General features: G+C 62.5%; 12 protein-coding genes. 2 read left to right on the top strand and 10 right to left on the bottom strand.

What is annotated here, in order from left to right; translation table 11 throughout:
- Positions 1-37: 37 nt before the first annotated feature.
- From MHN80_RS10960 to MHN80_RS10940, 5 genes are all read right to left on the bottom strand, one after another.
- The gene (locus MHN80_RS10960; RefSeq protein WP_239401553.1) at positions 38-943 is read right to left on the bottom strand and encodes an ABC transporter ATP-binding protein; all 906 of its coding nucleotides are present in this window, start codon (positions 941-943) and stop codon (positions 38-40) included.
- Positions 944-1,534: 591 nt separating this feature from the next.
- Positions 1,535-2,386 carry a mycofactocin-coupled SDR family oxidoreductase gene (locus tag MHN80_RS10955; protein ID WP_239401551.1) on the bottom strand — a complete coding sequence of 284 codons (852 nt, stop codon included), beginning with the start codon at positions 2,384-2,386 and terminating at the stop codon, positions 1,535-1,537.
- Positions 2,387-2,467: 81 nt separating this feature from the next.
- Positions 2,468-4,129 carry an AMP-binding protein gene (locus MHN80_RS10950; protein WP_239401549.1) on the bottom strand — a complete coding sequence of 554 codons (1,662 nt, stop codon included), beginning with the start codon at positions 4,127-4,129 and terminating at the stop codon, positions 2,468-2,470.
- A 156-nt stretch (positions 4,130-4,285) separates the two neighbouring features.
- A complete protein-coding gene (locus tag MHN80_RS10945; RefSeq protein ID WP_239401547.1) occupies positions 4,286-4,702 on the bottom strand; it encodes a nuclear transport factor 2 family protein in 417 nt (138 codons plus the stop codon).
- Between the two features lie 128 nt (positions 4,703-4,830).
- Entirely contained in the window at positions 4,831-6,678 is a 1,848-nt protein-coding gene (locus tag MHN80_RS10940) for a long-chain fatty acid--CoA ligase (RefSeq protein ID WP_239401544.1), read from the bottom strand.
- A gap of 348 nt (positions 6,679-7,026) precedes the next feature.
- Here MHN80_RS10940 and MHN80_RS10935 point away from each other — a divergent pair, with 348 nt between their 5' ends.
- On the top strand, positions 7,027-9,135 hold the full coding sequence (locus MHN80_RS10935; protein WP_308219773.1) for a hydantoinase/oxoprolinase family protein: 2,109 nt from the start codon (positions 7,027-7,029) through the stop codon (positions 9,133-9,135).
- Positions 9,132-11,399 carry a hydantoinase B/oxoprolinase family protein gene (locus MHN80_RS10930; RefSeq protein WP_239401540.1) on the top strand — a complete coding sequence of 756 codons (2,268 nt, stop codon included), beginning with the start codon at positions 9,132-9,134 and terminating at the stop codon, positions 11,397-11,399. Before MHN80_RS10935 ends, MHN80_RS10930 begins: the two co-directional genes overlap by 4 nt.
- 581 nt (positions 11,400-11,980) lie before the next feature.
- On the opposite strand, the gene MHN80_RS10925 is transcribed toward MHN80_RS10930, so the two are convergent.
- From MHN80_RS10925 to MHN80_RS10905, 5 genes are read right to left on the bottom strand one after another with little or no spacing between them, the layout of a single operon-like run.
- Positions 11,981-13,129 carry a CaiB/BaiF CoA-transferase family protein gene (locus MHN80_RS10925; RefSeq protein ID WP_239401538.1) on the bottom strand — a complete coding sequence of 383 codons (1,149 nt, stop codon included), beginning with the start codon at positions 13,127-13,129 and terminating at the stop codon, positions 11,981-11,983.
- On the bottom strand, positions 13,129-14,073 hold the full coding sequence (locus tag MHN80_RS10920) for an enoyl-CoA hydratase (protein WP_374206341.1): 945 nt from the start codon (positions 14,071-14,073) through the stop codon (positions 13,129-13,131). Before MHN80_RS10920 ends, MHN80_RS10925 begins: the two co-directional genes overlap by 1 nt.
- Positions 14,074-14,094: 21 nt before the next feature.
- Complete coding sequence (locus tag MHN80_RS10915) at positions 14,095-14,832, bottom strand: alpha/beta fold hydrolase (protein WP_275447635.1); 738 nt, start codon at positions 14,830-14,832, stop codon at positions 14,095-14,097.
- Between the two features lie 53 nt (positions 14,833-14,885).
- On the bottom strand, positions 14,886-15,893 hold the full coding sequence (locus MHN80_RS10910; RefSeq protein ID WP_239401532.1) for an acyl-CoA dehydrogenase family protein: 1,008 nt from the start codon (positions 15,891-15,893) through the stop codon (positions 14,886-14,888).
- 26 nt (positions 15,894-15,919) lie between these two features.
- Positions 15,920-17,044: an acyl-CoA dehydrogenase family protein gene (locus MHN80_RS10905; protein ID WP_239401530.1), complete on the bottom strand. Its 1,125-nt coding sequence runs from the start codon at positions 17,042-17,044 to the stop codon at positions 15,920-15,922.
- Positions 17,045-17,075: the final 31 nt, after the last annotated feature.

The following is a 17,075-nucleotide window of genomic DNA, read 5'->3' as shown; positions in this document are numbered from 1 at the left end:
TTTACCCTCACGACCCGACGCTCCGGTGCGGCGACGCTCACCGGTCGGCCTCCGGCTCGGTAGCGGGCCCGGCATCCGCGAAGGCGCCTTCCAGCCTCTCGAACATCTCTCGCGTGATCGCCTGGAAGTCCGGCGAGAACATCACGTCGCCCAAGACGTCGGCTCGCGGCCGCGGCAGATCGATGATTCGGTCCTCTGCAATCCGACCCGGATGCGGCAACATCACGATCACCCTGTCGGCGAGCAACGCGGCTTCCGTGAGGTCGTGTGTCACGAAGACCACTGTCTTGCGTTCGGTGCCCTCGCCCGCGCACTCCCACAGCCGCAGGAACTCCGACTGAAGGGCCAGCTTCGTACGGGCGTCCAGCGCTGCGAACGGCTCGTCCATGAGCAGGATGGAAGGGTCGGCAGCCAGCGTCCGGGCGATGGCTACACGTTGCCGCATACCCTGCGAGAGCTGTAGCCGGAACTGCTTCTCGCGCCCTTCCAGGCCGACTGTCTTGAGAAGTTGATGGCTGCGCTCCCGCCTTTGGGCCTTCGGCCAGCCACGAACCTCGAGCGGCAACTCCACGTTTCGGTCCGCACGACGCCATGAGAGGAGAGCGTCGCGGGCGAACATGTACCCGACGTCGAGGTTGGGGACCACCGGCAGTTGGCCCGCGATCCGCACCTCGCCCTCCGTCGGCTGAATCAGCCCGGCGATCATGTTCAGCAGCGTGGTCTTGCCGCAACCGCTCGCGCCGACCAGAGCTACGAACTGACCTGACGGAATTGTGAGGTCGACTCGTTTGAGCGCCTCGACGCCATTTCCGAATACCTGACGCACACCGTGGGCCGTAATCGATGAGCTGCCCGAGTGCCGCCCGGGGAGGTCCGGTACGGACGCGGTCTCGCTTGTATCGGGCGCCTCCTCCCGGACCGACGGGAATGGCGTGCCTGTCATGACATCTCCTCTACCGGAATGAACGATGCGACGCGTCACCAATCGTCTTGCCGACCCGCCAAAGATCTGAACAAAGTCTTGTGAACTCACTGTCTACGAGTAGCCCCAGGGCTGGGACGCACTGCGGCCCTGCTCTGCGCGCCTCATTGCGCTCTGTGATTCACCGAACTCGCGGTGTGGCGTCCCGCCTGAGCCGACTGGCCGGCGCCGTGACCGCTTCGCTTGTTACCCGTCAACAGGCAGGCTTTTAAATACGACTCGTCTCTTATCGTAGGGCAGCATCGCATAGATCACAACAGTCGACGACTATGATCCAGCCCATCTGCACCGGGCCGAGTACGAGCGAGTGCGGCCACCCGCGCGTGACGATGTCGCATACGGCTCCGCTCGTCCGGATGAATACGGGCACCATGAACGTGCCTGCCGCCCAGGCCTTTAACTCGCCCGACGACGATCGGTCCGGAGTTCCGAGCCATTGCCCCACGCAGACGGGATGTTGCCGGTCCAGCCGCAGCGGAGGGCTGCCTCAGGACCGCGTCGGACGCGGGGTACTCGAACGAACGAGAGACGGGTGCGCAATCGGCGCCATATCTACGCAGGCGTCTGGTTCACTCCGGGAATCAACAAGTGGCCGGCCTCGACGGGCAACGCCGCTCCAGTTATGGAGGATGCCAGGTCAGAGTTGAGGAACAGCGTGGCGTCCGCGATCGTCTCTGGGGGCATGAAGGTCGTCGCTTTGAGCGCTCCGTAGTGCTTCCCGGCCTCGATGAGGTCGTCGACTGTACCGCCGGGGCCGCCCTTGTACATGTCGAATGCCATCTGATTCTCGGTCATGCCGGAGCGTACGGCCCCGGGATGTACTGAATTGCAACGAATGCCGTACGGAGCCAGCTCGAGTGCGACCGTTTTCATGAGGCCGACGACGCCGTGCTTGGCCGCCGTGTAATGCGCGAAGTTGGGGCCGGCTTCCAAACCGTTCACCGAAGAGATCATGACGATGGAGCCAGATTGTCGTTCGATCATGTGAGGCGCAACTGCCTTCGCGGAGCGCCACACACCGGACAGGTTCACGCCGATCATCTCTTCCCACTGCTGGTCCGTCAGCTTCCAGAATGGCGCCTGAGTCCATATGCCGGCATTCGCGATCAAAGCGTCGATCTTCCCGAACTCCCTGATACCTTGTGCAACGGCGGCATCCAATTGAGCCTGCTCGCGCACGTCCGCCTCGACGGCAACAATTCGTCGATCAAGAGCCTCAACAGCCTTTACGGTCGTCGCCATGTCTTCTTCGCGCGCCATCGGATACGTTACCGAAGACAAATTCGATGTCACATCGACAATGATCACATCCGCACCCTCGCGCGCCGAGGTCACAGCGTGCGCGCGTCCCTGCCCGCGGCTTCCGCCGGTCACCAATACTACTTTTCCGTCGAGCAATCCCATTGTGTTCTCCTTTGATTTCTGGTGCTTCGCCATCGATGCGGCGGGTGCTCGGAATTCCCGCCCGCCGCCGCCATTTCTGCGCTAGCCAGAGCTTGTCCGGGTGATGCCGGAACGACGAACAGAGATCCCTGCTGCTTCCCTGTCCCAGGTCTTGTCGGTGAAACCCTCCTCGCGGAGTTGCACCTTCCGCACTTTGCTGGTGGGGGTCCTCGGGAGGTCTTCCCGAAACTCGATGTAGCGCGGCACTGCAAAGTAGGGAACATGATCGAGCGCCCACAGGCACAAACGCTCTTCGGTCAGCTGGGAGCCCTCGATGAGGACCGCAGTGATCTTCATCCGGTCCTCGGCGACGCCGACCCCGATCTCGTGAACCGCAACCTCCACAATGTCGGGGTGCCGGCGGAATGCGCGTTCGATCTCAAAGCTCGAGATGTTCTCCCCTCGATTACGCAGATAGTCCTTCTTTCTGTCCACAAAGAACAAGACGTCATTCTCGATCCGCCCCAGATCGCCTGTGTGCATCCACATATTGCGCGTGATCTTCAAGGTGTCAGCAGGGTTCTTCCAATACCCATCGAACATCACATGAGGGAGCTTCGGTCGGAATGCGATCTCTCCAACCGCGCCCTCGGGCAGCACTCGATCCGCCTCATCCAACACCACGACCTCGAATCGGTCAGACGCTATTTCGCCGCAAGAATCCAACGGTGGAAGGTGGTCGCGGCCGCGATACCGATGCAGCGCAAGTCGCGCTCCCTCTGTCAGACCGTAGCCGAAGCTGTTGATGTGCTCGACGCCGAATCGCGACTCCCAGATCTTTCGAATATCGGGCGCAACGGGCACCCCGGTGACGACTCGGAGTTGCCCACGGCACCGGATCATCTCCGGAGTTTCTTCTGCATGAGCCAGCAGCGGAAAGATCGAGCCCATCAAGAGCGCGTTACGTGCGCCTGATCGCTCGATCTCTTGCCAGAATCGCGACACCGAAAAACGCGGTGAGATTGCGATCCGGGTCTTCACTGCGAGAGCTGCAATGATCTGACTCAGAGCCGACACATGAAAGAGAGGCAGGCACGTGTACATCACTTCGCCTGGCTCCGGTGGAACCGCATCATTGCACTGCAACCCTTGACTGCACATATAGTTCTGACTCACCTTGCAGCCTTTCGAAGGCCCCGTGGTTCCGGATGTGTAGATCAAGAGCGACAGATCACTGGGATGTGTCTCGCGCGGTGGCAGCGCGCGCTCCCCGCGATGGTCCGCGAGGGACAAGACGGGAACCGGTGTCCCGACCGTATCGATCGTGGGCTCGCCGGCACAGAGAATGACACGTAGCTTCGGCAACTCGGCCGCGATCTGGAGAACGTACTCGAGGTACTCCGTCTCACACACGACAAACTCGGCGTCCGAATCCGCCAACTGATGTCGGAGAAACTCACCGCGATACGCGGTGTTCAGCGGTATCCACACAGCTCCAGCGCGATTGGCGGCCAGCCACGTGACAATGGCGTCGATCGAGGTCTCTAGAAGACTGGCAACGGTCGACTTCGGCGTCAGCCCTAGTTCGACCAGCGCGTGGGCAAAGTGCGAGGATCGACGGTCGACCTCGCGAAACGAGAACACCTGTCCCTCGAAGTCCAGGAAGTCGTCGTCGGGCACGGTCGCCACGGCGCGACTCAGCAAGCCAGGGACCGTGAGTCCATCCCCGATGGAGAGCACCGGGCCTTGCAGAGTTTGGTTCATCTTGACGTCCCTTCGATTGGACACGCCCCACCGGACGTCGAATGCGCACATGATCGACACACAATGCGTAGTCGGCCACGCTTGCCCGACGGGAATTCCTGATTCAACGTTGCTTGTTGAGTGCCTACGGACCAACACCCGAAGATCGGTGCTCCATCATGGTTCCTCGAATTCCGCATTCACAGTGAATCCGAGCTTGCTGACCCAGTCGTCGCAATAATCTCGCCATTCGGCAATTTTGCCGTCGCGGAACTTGATGACACCTACCACGGGTACAGCGGCCAGTAGCGACCCATCCCTGAGATAGGTGTCATCGGAGCGTTCGACCACCACGAGATCATTCCCATCCGATACCACCGCGCGGATCGGTACCTTGACGTGACTGACGTTCATCGCCTGGTAGAACATCCGGATGCTGTCGAGGCAGGTCTCGAGTCCGTCGACCGCCCCGCGCGCGCTGTTCCACCACACCAGGTCGTCCGTTGCGTGGTCTCGCCAGGATGTGAGGGTGGCCTCGAGTCCACCCGACCACATCTCGAGCACCATACGTGTGGTGCGCTCTTGCTCAGTCATTTTCGATCCCAACTCTGATTGATCATGGATGCCTTTCCGACGACCTCTCGTTCGCGTACCGAGCGGGGCCGAGGATGCATCACAGACAGGGCTACACCTTGCTGAAAAGGTTTGCTCTCATTGATGGATCAGTCCGAATAGAGGCCGTCGATGACATCGCGGTAGCGCTCATTGACAACTCGTCGCTTGACCTTGGCCGTTGGTGTCAGGATGTCATCGCCCTGTTCCCACGCAAGCCCCACGATTGCGAACTTCTTGACTTGCTCGTTGCTGTTGAGTTGCGTGTTGCCCCGCCGGATCGCCGCGGAGATCTCGGCGTCGACCAGTTCGTGCTCGACCAACTCATGGGGCGAGAGCCCGGCGAGCTCGGGGTGACCACTCGTGAACGTCTGGAGGGCCACGGGATCCAGGGTCGTCACAGCTGTGACATATCGTCGGGATTCTCCGATGGCCACGAACTGCGCGATGAGCGAGCTCTCGTCCTGGATGGCAGTCTCGATCACGGCCGGCGACATGTTCTTGCCGTGCGAGTTGATGATGATTTCTTTCTTCCGGTCGACGATTCGAAGGAATCCGTCGTCATCGATGGTTCCGATGTCGCCGGTGGCGACCCAGCCATCACTGTCCACCACCTCGGCTGTCTTCACCGGGTCCTTGAAGTATCCACTGAAGTTGAGCGGACCCCGGCACAGGACCTCCCCGTCTTCGGCGAGACGCAGTTCCACACCCGGGAGTGGCTTACCCGCGGTGCCGGTCTTGAAGTCATCGACCCTGTTGAAGACGTTCAGCATGACTTCAGTTGACCCATATGCCTCGAGCATCGGTGTTCCGATTGCACGAAAGAAGTGCACTATCTCGGGTGCTACGGTTGCTCCTCCGATGATGACCACACGCAACTGATCCAGTCCGACCTCCCGCAGGATCGGTCCGAAGAGCCCTACCGTCTGCTCATGCCGGCGTTGTAGCGCGGCCAGGTCGAAAGTTGGTCCCGGAACGCCAGCTTCCTCCGCATGAGATACGCGCAGACCTGTCTCGAGCGCGTCTTTCAGCGCAACCCGGGATTCCTCGGGCTGGGACTCGATCAGCGCCTCTATGGCGACCTTGAGCTTCTCGTAAACCCGAGGAGAGGAGGAGAAGAGGTCGGGATGGGCGTCGACCAGAGCCTTGGGCACGTCGTTCATGTCAGGGCATACCGTGATCGTCGCACCGTAGGCCAGAGCGTAGTGATGTCCGTTGTTCCGGCCGCCCGCGTGGGCCATGGGCAAGAACGAGATGAGTCCACGTCGTGGCAGCGGGATCGCCGCATCGATTGCGCGTACGCCCTCCACGATCATCCGATGGGACCACATCGCCGCCTTCGGAGGCCCCGTGGTGCCGGAGGTGAAGATGATGCAGGCCATGTCCTCAGACTCGATCGCGCGCCATGATGCATCGAAATCAAATCCATCGCTTGGCATTTCGGCGACCGTCTCCAGTGATACCTGGTTGCCCACGAGTTGCGGGGAGTCGCCATCGGGATCGGCGACGATGACGTGGCGAACCTGGTCGCCGAGCTGCGACACAGCTTCCGTGACCTTCTGCAGGTAGCGAGCTTCAGTCACCACCACCTCGGCCTCGGCGTGGCCGATTTGGTAGACGATCTGGTCAACCGACGAACTGTTGAAGATTCCGAAAGGCACCGCACCGAGGTGGGCGAACGCGTAGTCGATCAGATGGTTTTCGATGAGATTCCGCATGAGTACGGCGACGCGTTCGCCTCTGCGGCAGCCGAGCTCGGCAAGGCTTCCGGTGAGCCCTCGCACGCGTGCTCCGAAGGCATCCCACGTCAACTCCACGCCGCCGCCGATGGTGCGAATCGCGATCTGGTCAGGGTACGTTGCCACCGTCCTCTGAAACGCCTCCGGCAAGGTGCCGGCCTGAAGCGGGGTGTTCGGTGAGCTTTCAGATGTACTCGCGAGCGCGATAACCGGGGCCAAGGCTTCGTTCCGTTCAGTGGATCACCAGGATTGGTGAGTTTAATACGACTCGTCTCAAAATATAGACGACTGTAACCAGCGCCACAACCCCTCCTGCTCAGGGGCGTTTTCTGCGCAGGCGCCGCCAACCCCCCCCCGCCCGCCTCCTCCACGACTCCAGTGCGGAGGGGGGGTCAAGAGCCCGGGCGAGCTGCATCCCCGCCCCGGAGCCCCTTGACAGGTGTGACCACAGTCATACAGAATATTGCGACGCACCGTCTCATCGCTGTATCGCAGTGGTGAACACCTTCGTCCGAACACAAGGAGTCCGACATGGAACTCATCCCTGATCCGAATTGGAGAGTCTGAGTGAAATACGTAGTGGGAGTTGATATCGGCGGCACTTTCACGGACTGTGTGGCCATCGACGAGAATGGCCGCGTGCTGCACGGCAAGGCACTCTCCACTCATGCGACCTCGCCTACGGAAGGGGTTCTGGCGGGTGTCGAACAGCTGGCGGAAGGTGCCGGTCTGTCACTGGGCAGCTTCATCCCCGCGATCAGCCGGTTCAGCCACGGTACGACCATTGGCACGAACCTGGTGGTGGAGCGCAACGGGGCGAAAGTCGGTGTGATCGCCACCAAAGGACACGGCGACGCGCTGACGATGATGCGTGGTCGAGGACGCACCGCCGGAGTAGCGGCCGACCTGCGCGCCAATGTGCGGGATACGGACAAGCCCGTGCCCATCGTCCCGCGCCGACTCATCGCGGAGGTCTCCGAACGCATCACCCGGGACGGAACGGTGCTGGCCCCGTTGGATGAAGATGACGCGCGTGCGGTGATAGCCGACCTGCTCGATCAGGGTGTCGACGCCATCTCGATCGCACTTCTGTGGGCTTTTCGCAATCCAGCGCACGAGGAACGTCTACGTCAACTGGTTCATGAGGTGGACCCATCGATCTTCGTGAGTGTGTCGTCGGAGATCGCACCGCGGCAGGGAGAGTTCGAACGAACTGTGGCAACAGTCATCAATGCCTATGTGGGTCCGGCTTCGAGCCGTTACCTCACCGAGCTCGCCGACGAGTTGCGTGGTCGTGGTATCGGCCGTGAGCCGTTCATCATGCAGTCAAACGGTGGTGTACTGCCGGTTGCCGTTGCATCCCGTCTCCCGATCCAGACGATCGGTTCCGGCCCTGCCGGCGGGCTGGCGGGAACGGCTCTCATCGCAGCGCGAAGCAACCACCGGAACGTGATCGCAACCGACATGGGCGGAACGTCTTTCGAAGTCGGTCTGCTGATCGACGGGCGGCCCATCTTGTCCAGCGAGAACGTGATCGACCAGTACACCTTCAAGATCTCGCAGCTCGACGTCCGGTCCATCGCTTGTGGTGGCGGTTCGATCGCTCGATACGAGCCCCACAGCGGAGGCCTGCGGGTCGGTCCTGAGTCGGCCGGTTCATCGCCCGGACCGGCTTGTTACGGAACCGGGACGCTCCCGACCGTCACGGATGCGGACGTCGTACTCCGGCTGCTGGAACCGGACCAGTTCCTCGGTGGCCGAATGGGCTTGGATGCCCAGCGTGCGGCGGACGCGGTCAAGACCCTGGCTGACCAGTTGAGTCTGTCGGTGGAGGAGGCAGCGTCGGGGATTCTCAGAATCAACAACCACAACGCCGCGACCCTCATCCGTCAACGCACCATCGAGCAGGGCGTCGACCCGCGCGACTTCGTCGTGTATGCCTTCGGCGGCGCCGGCCCCGTGCACGCCTTCCACTTCGCCGAGGAGCTGGGTGCCGCGCAGGTGGTCATTCCCATGGGCAATGGCGCTTCTACGCTCTCGGCATACGGCATTGCGGCGAGCGATGTCATGCAGGTGTTCGAGCGAGAATGTTCAATTGTCGCTCCGTTCGACATCGACACCCTCGAGTCTGTGGTGAGTTCGGTCGAGGACCAGGCCAGAAGCGCGATGAAGGAAGCCGGCTTCTCGGAAGACCAGGTGACCGTCGAGCACACTGCGCTGGCGCGGTACGCCGAGCAGTATCTGCAAGAACTCGAGTTGAGTCTGCCGCCGTTGTCCGGGGATCAGTCGACGATCGCACAGACCATGACAGACGCCTTCCGGGCACAGTACAAGCGACTCTTCGGGGAGGCGGCACTTGCCGTGTTCCAGGCGATCGAGATCTTCGCAGTCCGTGTCACCGCACGGGTCAACCTGGACACCGGCGCAGCTGCATCCGACCGAGAGGTGTCCACCGAGCAGGCCACCCCGACTCGGCATCGCGACGTGTACTGGCCGGGCACGGAAGCTTGGCTGAACACCGCTGTGTACGAAGGCACTCCGACTCGCGGCCAACGCATCGACGGGCCGGCGATTGTTCAGCTGCCGCACACCAGCATCTCGGTGGCACCCGGTCAGAATCTCGAGACCGATGCCTCGGGCAACGCGGTACTCACGCTGAAGGAGAACATCGCATGACCATCACGAACGTTGCCGCCACTGACGAAGCGGCGCTGTGGGACGGCACGACCCGGGGATACATCCCCAGTGAGCCGCTCTCCATCAACCCGTCTCTTCGGCTTCACCAGGGCCTCGATGTCGACGTCGACCCGGTGTCGTATGAAGTCGTGCGAAGCGCACTGGCGAACATCAATCAAGAGCACGCCGACATGTTGCAGCGGTTGAGCCTGTCCCCTGTTGTGATGCTCGCCCGCGACTTTCAGGCGTCGCTGCTCACCGAGAACGCCGATCTGGTCAGCATCGGTGCCGGGGTCGTCTACTTTTCGAACCAGAATGCGTTGACGATCAAGTACATCCTCGAGCACTTCGAGGTAGACGAGATCGGACCAGGCGACATGTTCCTGGCCAGCGATCCCTACATCGGGTCCGCGCATCAATCGGACGTCACCGTGATCGCCCCCGTCTTCATCGAGGGGGAGATCTTCGGTTGGGTGGCCAACTCGATGCACTTCTCGGACGTCGGTGGTTCTGTCCCGGGCAGCCAGTGTGTTTCCGCGACCGATGTGTGGCAGGAACCGATGCTCGTTCCCCCGGTCGCGCTGGTCCGAAACGGCAAGCTCGCCCGCGATGTAGAGGGCCTGTTCGTCCGCCAAAGCCGTTATCCCATCATGACCAAGATGGATCTCCGAGCAGCGGTCGGCGGCGCGACCGCAACCCGCGAAAAGATCGAACGACTCATCACCAAGTACGGTCCAGATGTCGTCAAGAACGTGATGCGCAGGATCGTCGATTCGGGTGAACGGCTGTTCGTCGAGAGACTCCGGACCATTCCCGACGGCCGTTGGTCGCATCGCACCTACATCGAGGGCGCCTTCCCCGGCGATCGCGAGATTCACGCGCAACAGATCAACATCACCAAGCGCGGCGATTGGCTGATGGTCGACAATGAGGGCACGGCGCCCCAATTGGGCGGCGGCAACATCACATTCGCCGGCTTGAGCGGTATCGTCCTCGCCGCGATCACGCAGCAGATGGTGCCGGATCTGGCCGGCGCATACGGCGGCGCATACCGGCGGGTGGCGTTCAACCCGACATCCGGTCTCATGAACTGTGCCGAGCACCCGGCGGGGGTCAGCGCGTCCGGTATCCGGCTTGCTGCTGTTCAGTGCAGCGTCGCGGGTGCCGTGGTGAGCAAGATGCTGGCCTGCGGTGACGAGACCGCTCGATCCCTGCCCCTGGGACCGTGCGCCCCGAATCTGAACAGCTTGATCGGTGCAGGGTTGGATCCGAGCGGATCGCCATTTCTCCTGGTCGACGCCAACGGTCTCATGGGCAGCCTGGCCGGCCGACCCCACCGAGACGGAGTCGACGCGGGCGGCCAGTGGTGGATCCCCGATGCAATGGCGTACAACTCGGAAGATCTCGAGGCGCAGAGTCCGGTTGTCGTCCTGGCCCGTAAGATGATCGAGTCCGGATTCGGCGGCAGTGGTCGCTATCGAGCGGGTGGTGGCTACCACGAGACGTTGATGATCCATGGCGTCCTCGGTGGTCAGATCATCAACTATCAAAACGAGAGTTTCACCACCGGCGAGGGATTGTTCGGCGGAAATCCGGGCGGCATGGCCAAGTGTCGAGTCAAGCGGAGTACGGATGCGCGCGCCCAGCTGGCCGAGAGTCGAGTACCTGTCACTATCGACGAGGTCGTGGGCGAGGAAGAGACGCTCAGTCACGTGGGTCCACCATTCGCGTTCGGCGACGGCGACATCATCCACTGGGTCTCACCTGCGGCTCCCGGCTATGGTGATCCGCTGCTCCGCGAGCCCACTCTTGTCGCGAGCGACTTGGAGAACCTGCTCGTCGACGAACCTTCCGCTGAACGTGTGTACGGGGTCGTCTTCGATGCGGGAGTCGTCGACACCGCAGCGACGACGGCCAGGCGTATGGAGCTGCGTAAGAAGCGGCTGGGTGGGCGTGAACCGGGCGAGCCTGTTCCCGCTCCCGCCTCCGCCGAAAAAGTGGGCGATCTACTGCACATCGTTGATGGTCGCTGGTGGTGTAACGGTGCCGACTTGGGGCCGTCCACCGCAAACTTCAAAGACAGGGCGATCACCCGGGACACACTGGTTCGACAGGTCACACCCGAGCACGAGGTGTTTGACACCAAGATGGCAGATCGCATCCGATTCCGCGAATACCTCTGTCCCGTGACCGGTTTACGAATCGATGCCGACCTCATCGCCGACGACGATGCCCCGCTGCACGACATCATGATCGACATCTGAGGTACGAGACCAACTAGCGGACTTCACCGGGAGGCGCCGTCAATCCACGGATTGGCGGCGCTTTCCCGGTCTGACAAGGCATCGCGAATCGTGCGTGCCACCAGCCGCGCGCACCAGAGCGTTACGCGATTCGTCGCCCCACTGTGAGCCATTCCCCGATATCACGCCGGCGGCGCGAAATCGCCGGGCACAAATGCCGACACCGTCTCCACCATTCGCCGTCCATCACCGTTCCCGGGCTGAAGTGCAGCTGTGGTAGATGATTCAGCTGAGACGCGCAGACCATCCTCAGTGGGGGAGCCGGGACGTCGCGGCCGAACGATCGAGCGGATCGACACTTCACCCCAGCGGCACCCACGCGCTGGGGCCCGGATCTGGCCTCCATCCGCACGAATTCGGACTGGGTGTATGCCGCGCTCATCCTCGATTTCTGCCGAGGAAGCCGGTGGGTCGGCAGGTTTCGACCACACGATTAACAACCCCGCACCACGATGCCCCCACCCACGGCGATTCATCGCACTAGTCAGGGTGTGGTGGTTCCACCACACCCTGACATCCGACCGTGAATTGGACCCATGGCCTCATGGTTTGGGCAGGACGCCCACTTCAGGGTTGAGGCCGGGCGGCTCGGTTCGGTATCGCGCGGGGGTGCGCGACAGTGATATCGGGTTACGAACCTGGGCAACTCCGTCGGGTTTGCCCTCTGGATAGACCACCGGGTCCAATCCCAGCGACGTCGCCAACTCGACTGCCTGCTTCATGTCGTTGATCGGCGCGCAAGGAACCCCGACCGCGCTGAGCACTCCGAACCAGTGGTCTGCGGTCTGCTTTCGCAACACGTGTTCCAATTCGGCGGCCAACGCTTCACGGTGTGCGACCCGATCGGCATTGGACCTGTACGACGGGTGGTCGACCAGCTGCGGCAGGTCCAAGGCATTCGCCAGCTTCACGAACTGGGCGTTGGTGGTCGCAGCGATGGCAACGGGGCGGTCAGCCGCTTCGAACGGCTGATAGGGCGCAACGCTCGGGTGCGCGTTTCCCATCAGTCCTGGAACGGCACCTGTGAGTATGTGGGCGGACGTTTGATTGGACAACGCAGACAGCACCGACGACATCAGGTTCACCTCGACGAGTTGTCCTTGGCCGGTCCGGTGGCGTTCGAGGAGCGCAGTCTGAATCCCGATGGTCGCGTGGAGGCCGGTGATGATGTCCACCAAGGCGACTCCGGCCTTTGCCGGACCTGTCTCGGCGTGGCCGGTGACACTCATGAGACCGCCGGCGGCCTGCGCGATCAGATCGTAACCGGCAAGGTGACTACCGCTGGACGACCCGAACCCACTGATCGAGCAGTACACCAAACGCGGGTTGATCTCGCTCAGTTGCTCGTACCCGAGGCCGAGTTTCGCCATCGCCCCCGGCCGGAAGTTCTCGACGACCACATCACTCGATTGCGCCAGGGCGAGCAACTCCTTGCGCGCGGTGTCGTCCTTGAGGTCGAGCGTGTAGGACCGTTTGTTCCTGTTCACGGCCAGAAAGTACGTGGCGTCCTCGCCGAGCCATGGCGGACCCCAGGACCGGGTGTCGTCCCCCTCGCCGGGACGTTCGATCTTGATCACCTCTGCGCCGAAATCACCGAAAAGCATCGTCGCGTAGGGTCCGGCAAGCACACGGCTGAAGTCGAGGATCCTGAGTCCGTTCAGCGCGCCGGCGTTGCTGTTGACGTTTGCCATCAAGCTTCCGTGACGTTCGACGGTCGGATCGGGGCAGTCACCAAACGTTCGCTCAAGCCGAGTTCAGGGGTGCCGACCACCGAGCTGCCACCCGATTCCACCGTCCAGTGAGCATGGTTGAGCTGGTGGATCGAGAAGCTCGCATCGAGGGCGGTGGCGAACCCCATCGCGTCCACGCTTTGGTTCACGGAATCCTTGATGGTCAGTGCGGTCATGGTCGGCAGCTCTGCTATCCGGCGCGCGAAGAGTTCGGTCTTGTCGGCCAACTCGTCAGGGGTGAAGATCTTGCTGACCATTCCCAGCTGGTGTGCCTCTTCGGCGCCGATCGAATCACCGGTCAAGAGAAGCTCTTTGGCCTTACGAGGGCCGAACTCCCAGGGGTGTCCAAAGTATTCGACACCACACATTCCCAATCGTGTGCCGACGACGTCTGCGAACTCCGTGTTGTCGGCCGCGACGATGAGGTCGCAGCACCAGGTGAGCATCAGGGCCGCTGACAGTACCTTCCCGTGGACCTGGGCAATCGTGATCTTTCGGAGGTTCCGCCACCTCCGAGTGTTGTCATAGAAGTAGTGATACTCCTGCCGGTATCGGCTCTCGACGAGCCCGCCGGTGGCACCGTTGCAGGTGAACGTGGGGTGTTGGTCAGGCCCGGGTTCACGTTCTGCACGCATGTCTGCGGTGCCCAGATCGTGTCCAGCCGAGAATGCGGGGCCGTTGCCGGCCAGGATGATCACCCGGACGGTGTCGTCTCGTTCAGCGCGGAGGAAGGCTTCGTCCAACTCAACGAGCAGTCCGCGATTCTGCGCGTTTCGATACTGCGGTCTGTTCAGCGTAATCCGGGCTATCGTGCCGTCCGCGATGGTGCCGTACGTCACGTACTTGCTTTCCGCCATGGCCACTCCTTCATCTCGGTCATCGGTCGCGCCGTAACCGGCGTACAGCGGTTCGGGTGTCAGTCCAGATCAGCTGGGCGCGAGACCGAGTGAATTCCCGAGAAACGCGTTCAAGGTCAAGGGACTCTCCAACATCGGATAGTGGCCGACATCAGGAATCACCTCGAGGACTCCGTCGGGCAGGCGCTCTTGCAGCCACCGCGCCCCTGCGACGGGGTGGACTCGGTCCAGGTCACCGACAATCTGGGCCACCGGCATCGTGAGGCGTTCGATGAGCGGAACAAAGTCCGTCGCAAACATCTCTTCGTAGGAGGCTATCGCCGACCACGACGGCATGGCCATGAAGATGCCCGCGAGAAAGTCGAGAACGTGCGCTTTTGGAGGTGTGGCGAAACCCGCCGCCAGTGTGCGGCGTCGACTTGCCGCGCGCGCAGACCGTTCGGCGTCGACAAGTGCAGAGAGCATTCGATCACCGGGGGGACCGAACGGAAATTGCTCGCATCGGGCGGCCCGAACTCCGTTGCTGCTCACGAGAATCAACCGTTCAACACTTTCCGGCGACGTCGCAGCGATGGAGAACGCCACCATTCCCCCGAAGGAATGACCGATCAGGGCGAACTCGTCGATGCCGCGGGCGCGCAGTGTGTCGTCAACCAGTTGTGCCTGGCTCTGGGTCGAGTACCCGGTCAACGGCTTGTCCGACCGGCCGGTGCCCAGGAGGTCGACACACACAACCCGTCGGTGAGATGCCAGGAACTCCACCTGGGCATCCCACAGTCGATGGTCGAGTCCGAATCCGGCAAGCATGACCACCGCCGGCCCAGCGCCGACTTCATGCACGTCGAGACCGTAGTCGGAGGTCATCCCTCGGCTGCCCCGGCTGTGATTGCTTGCGGGCCCAGCGAATCCCAGGTGGCCCGCTCCCCGGCGCGTGTCACCATCTCACCGAGCAGCGTGGCCCAATCGGCTTCGGGTAAGTCGGCGTCGCGCCATGCCCAGAGGGACGCGGTGAGTCGGTGCAGGCGATACTCTTCAGTGGTTCCGATAGCGCCGTGCAGCTGGTGGGCCAATCGAGCAGTGTCCGAAGCGCATCGCGCGGCGACGACGCGACCGGCCACGATCGGCAGCACATCCGACGGCGCAGTGGTCGAAGGCCAGGCCCGCACGGCGGTCGACAGTGCGGCGTCGGCCTCGAGCACCTTCGTTCGCACGGTTGCGATACCCGACGCCACCGCCGGTAGCTTGACGAGTGGCGCACCGAATTGCTCTCGGGTACGAACATATTCGCGGGTGAGGTTGTATGCCCCGCGGATCGCACCGGCCAGACAAGCAGTCCTCAGTAGAGCGAAGCGGGCCCTGATGGCTTCCGGCTCTGGAGCGCGTTCGAGCACAACCCGTGTGGCAGACGACGTGACCAGCACGGTGTCGCTGGCGTTTCCGGCCAGGTCCGAGCCCTTGACGGTGTCAACGCCGTCGTCTCCGGCAGACACGACAACCGGTCTGCCGTCTGACGGACACAGAATCACATGGTGCGCATGCCGTCCCCACGCCACAGCGGTGATCTCGAGGTCCTGGGTGAGCAACTCGTCCTCGGTCAGTTCCGTCAACGCGGCGGTCACGACACCTGTCAACACACCGGCATTGCCCGACTCAGCCGCAATCCAACGCGCGATGGATACCGTGACGATCGGAACGCTGGCGCCATGGAAACCGACGCCCTCAGCGATGGCGACCACATCGGCGAGCGTGCCACCGGACCCGTCGAGTTCTTCATCGATACCGACCGAGAGCAGACCAGACTCGTCGAACCGCTCATATAGTGCGGCATGATCGTCGACGTCCGTCTGGCTGTCGATCAGATCTGACACCAGCTCACGAAGTGAGTCTTGTTCGGTCACGCTCGAGCCTCCTGCTTGGCGATGATCGAGAGCAGTACGTCGGCGGCCCCGCCCCGAATGCTGAACCCCGGCGAGGCCAGCAACGCTTGCCCGAACACAGTGTCGGGCCCGTTACCCAATCGTCGGAGACCGGTCCTGGCAGCCGAGACGACGTCTCGCTCGAACTCGTTGCCGAGCAGCTTCAACGTCGCCGCCTCCTGGACCGGCGCCTGGCCGTCATCGAGTTTGCGCGCGACGTCCCAGCACAGCCTGCGTAGAGCCGTCAGCCGGGCGAACAGTGTGCCCAGCTCGGCGAGCTCGGCCCGCTCGCCGCGATCACGGCACTCGGCGATCATTGCGGTGAGCAACGGGTACGTCGAGAGCACCCGTTCCGCTCCCCCTCGCTCGAAGGACAATTGTTCGAGAACTTGCTTCCAGCCCTGGCCTTCTGTGCCGATCAACCAGTGCGCGGGAACGGGGACGTCGTCGAAGACGACCTCGTTGAAGTGATGTTCGCCTGCCATGTCGATGATCGGGGTGACCTGCACACCTGGCTCGGACATGTCGACGACGAACTCACTGAGCCCGTCATGCTTGCGTTCGGTCTTCTCGCTTCGCGCCAGCACGTAGGCGTGGGTGGCTCGATGCGCGCCGCTGGTCCATACCTTGCGCCCGGTGATCCGCCAGCCGGCGCCGTCACGACGGGCCACGGTGCGGACCGCGGCCAGATCTGAGCCCGCCTCGGGCTCACTCATCCCCAGGCAGAAGAGGTGGTCCGCCCTGGTGATTCCGGGCAGAATCTCTTCCTTGAGCTGTTCGCTGCCGTGACGAAGAATCGACGGCCCGATCTGGCGGTCGGCGATCCAGTGGGCAGCAACCGGGGCGCCCGCCCTCAACAGCTCCTCAGTCGCTGTCAGGCGTGCCACGTTGCTCAATCCGCCGCCGCCGTACCTGGTCGGCCAGGTCATCCCGATCAACCCGTGTTCGGCCAGCTGCTTGCTGAAGTCGAGGTCGAAGGACCGCACCCATGAATCGCTGCGGGGGTCGTAGAGTCCTGTGGTGCGCCACTGGTCGGTCAGCGTGCGAACCCTGATCCGTATCTCTTCCAGACCGTTGTCCACGACGTCACTGTCGATCGTCATACAATGTCTCCTCGCAGCGAGTAAAGGCCTC

It is taken from the genome of Gordonia sp. McavH-238-E, from assembly GCF_022348225.1.
Classification (GTDB): Bacteria; Actinomycetota; Actinomycetes; order Mycobacteriales; family Mycobacteriaceae; genus Gordonia; species Gordonia terrae.
Note: the sequence above shows the minus strand (reverse complement) of the source record. Positions and strands in the feature narration are given on the sequence as shown.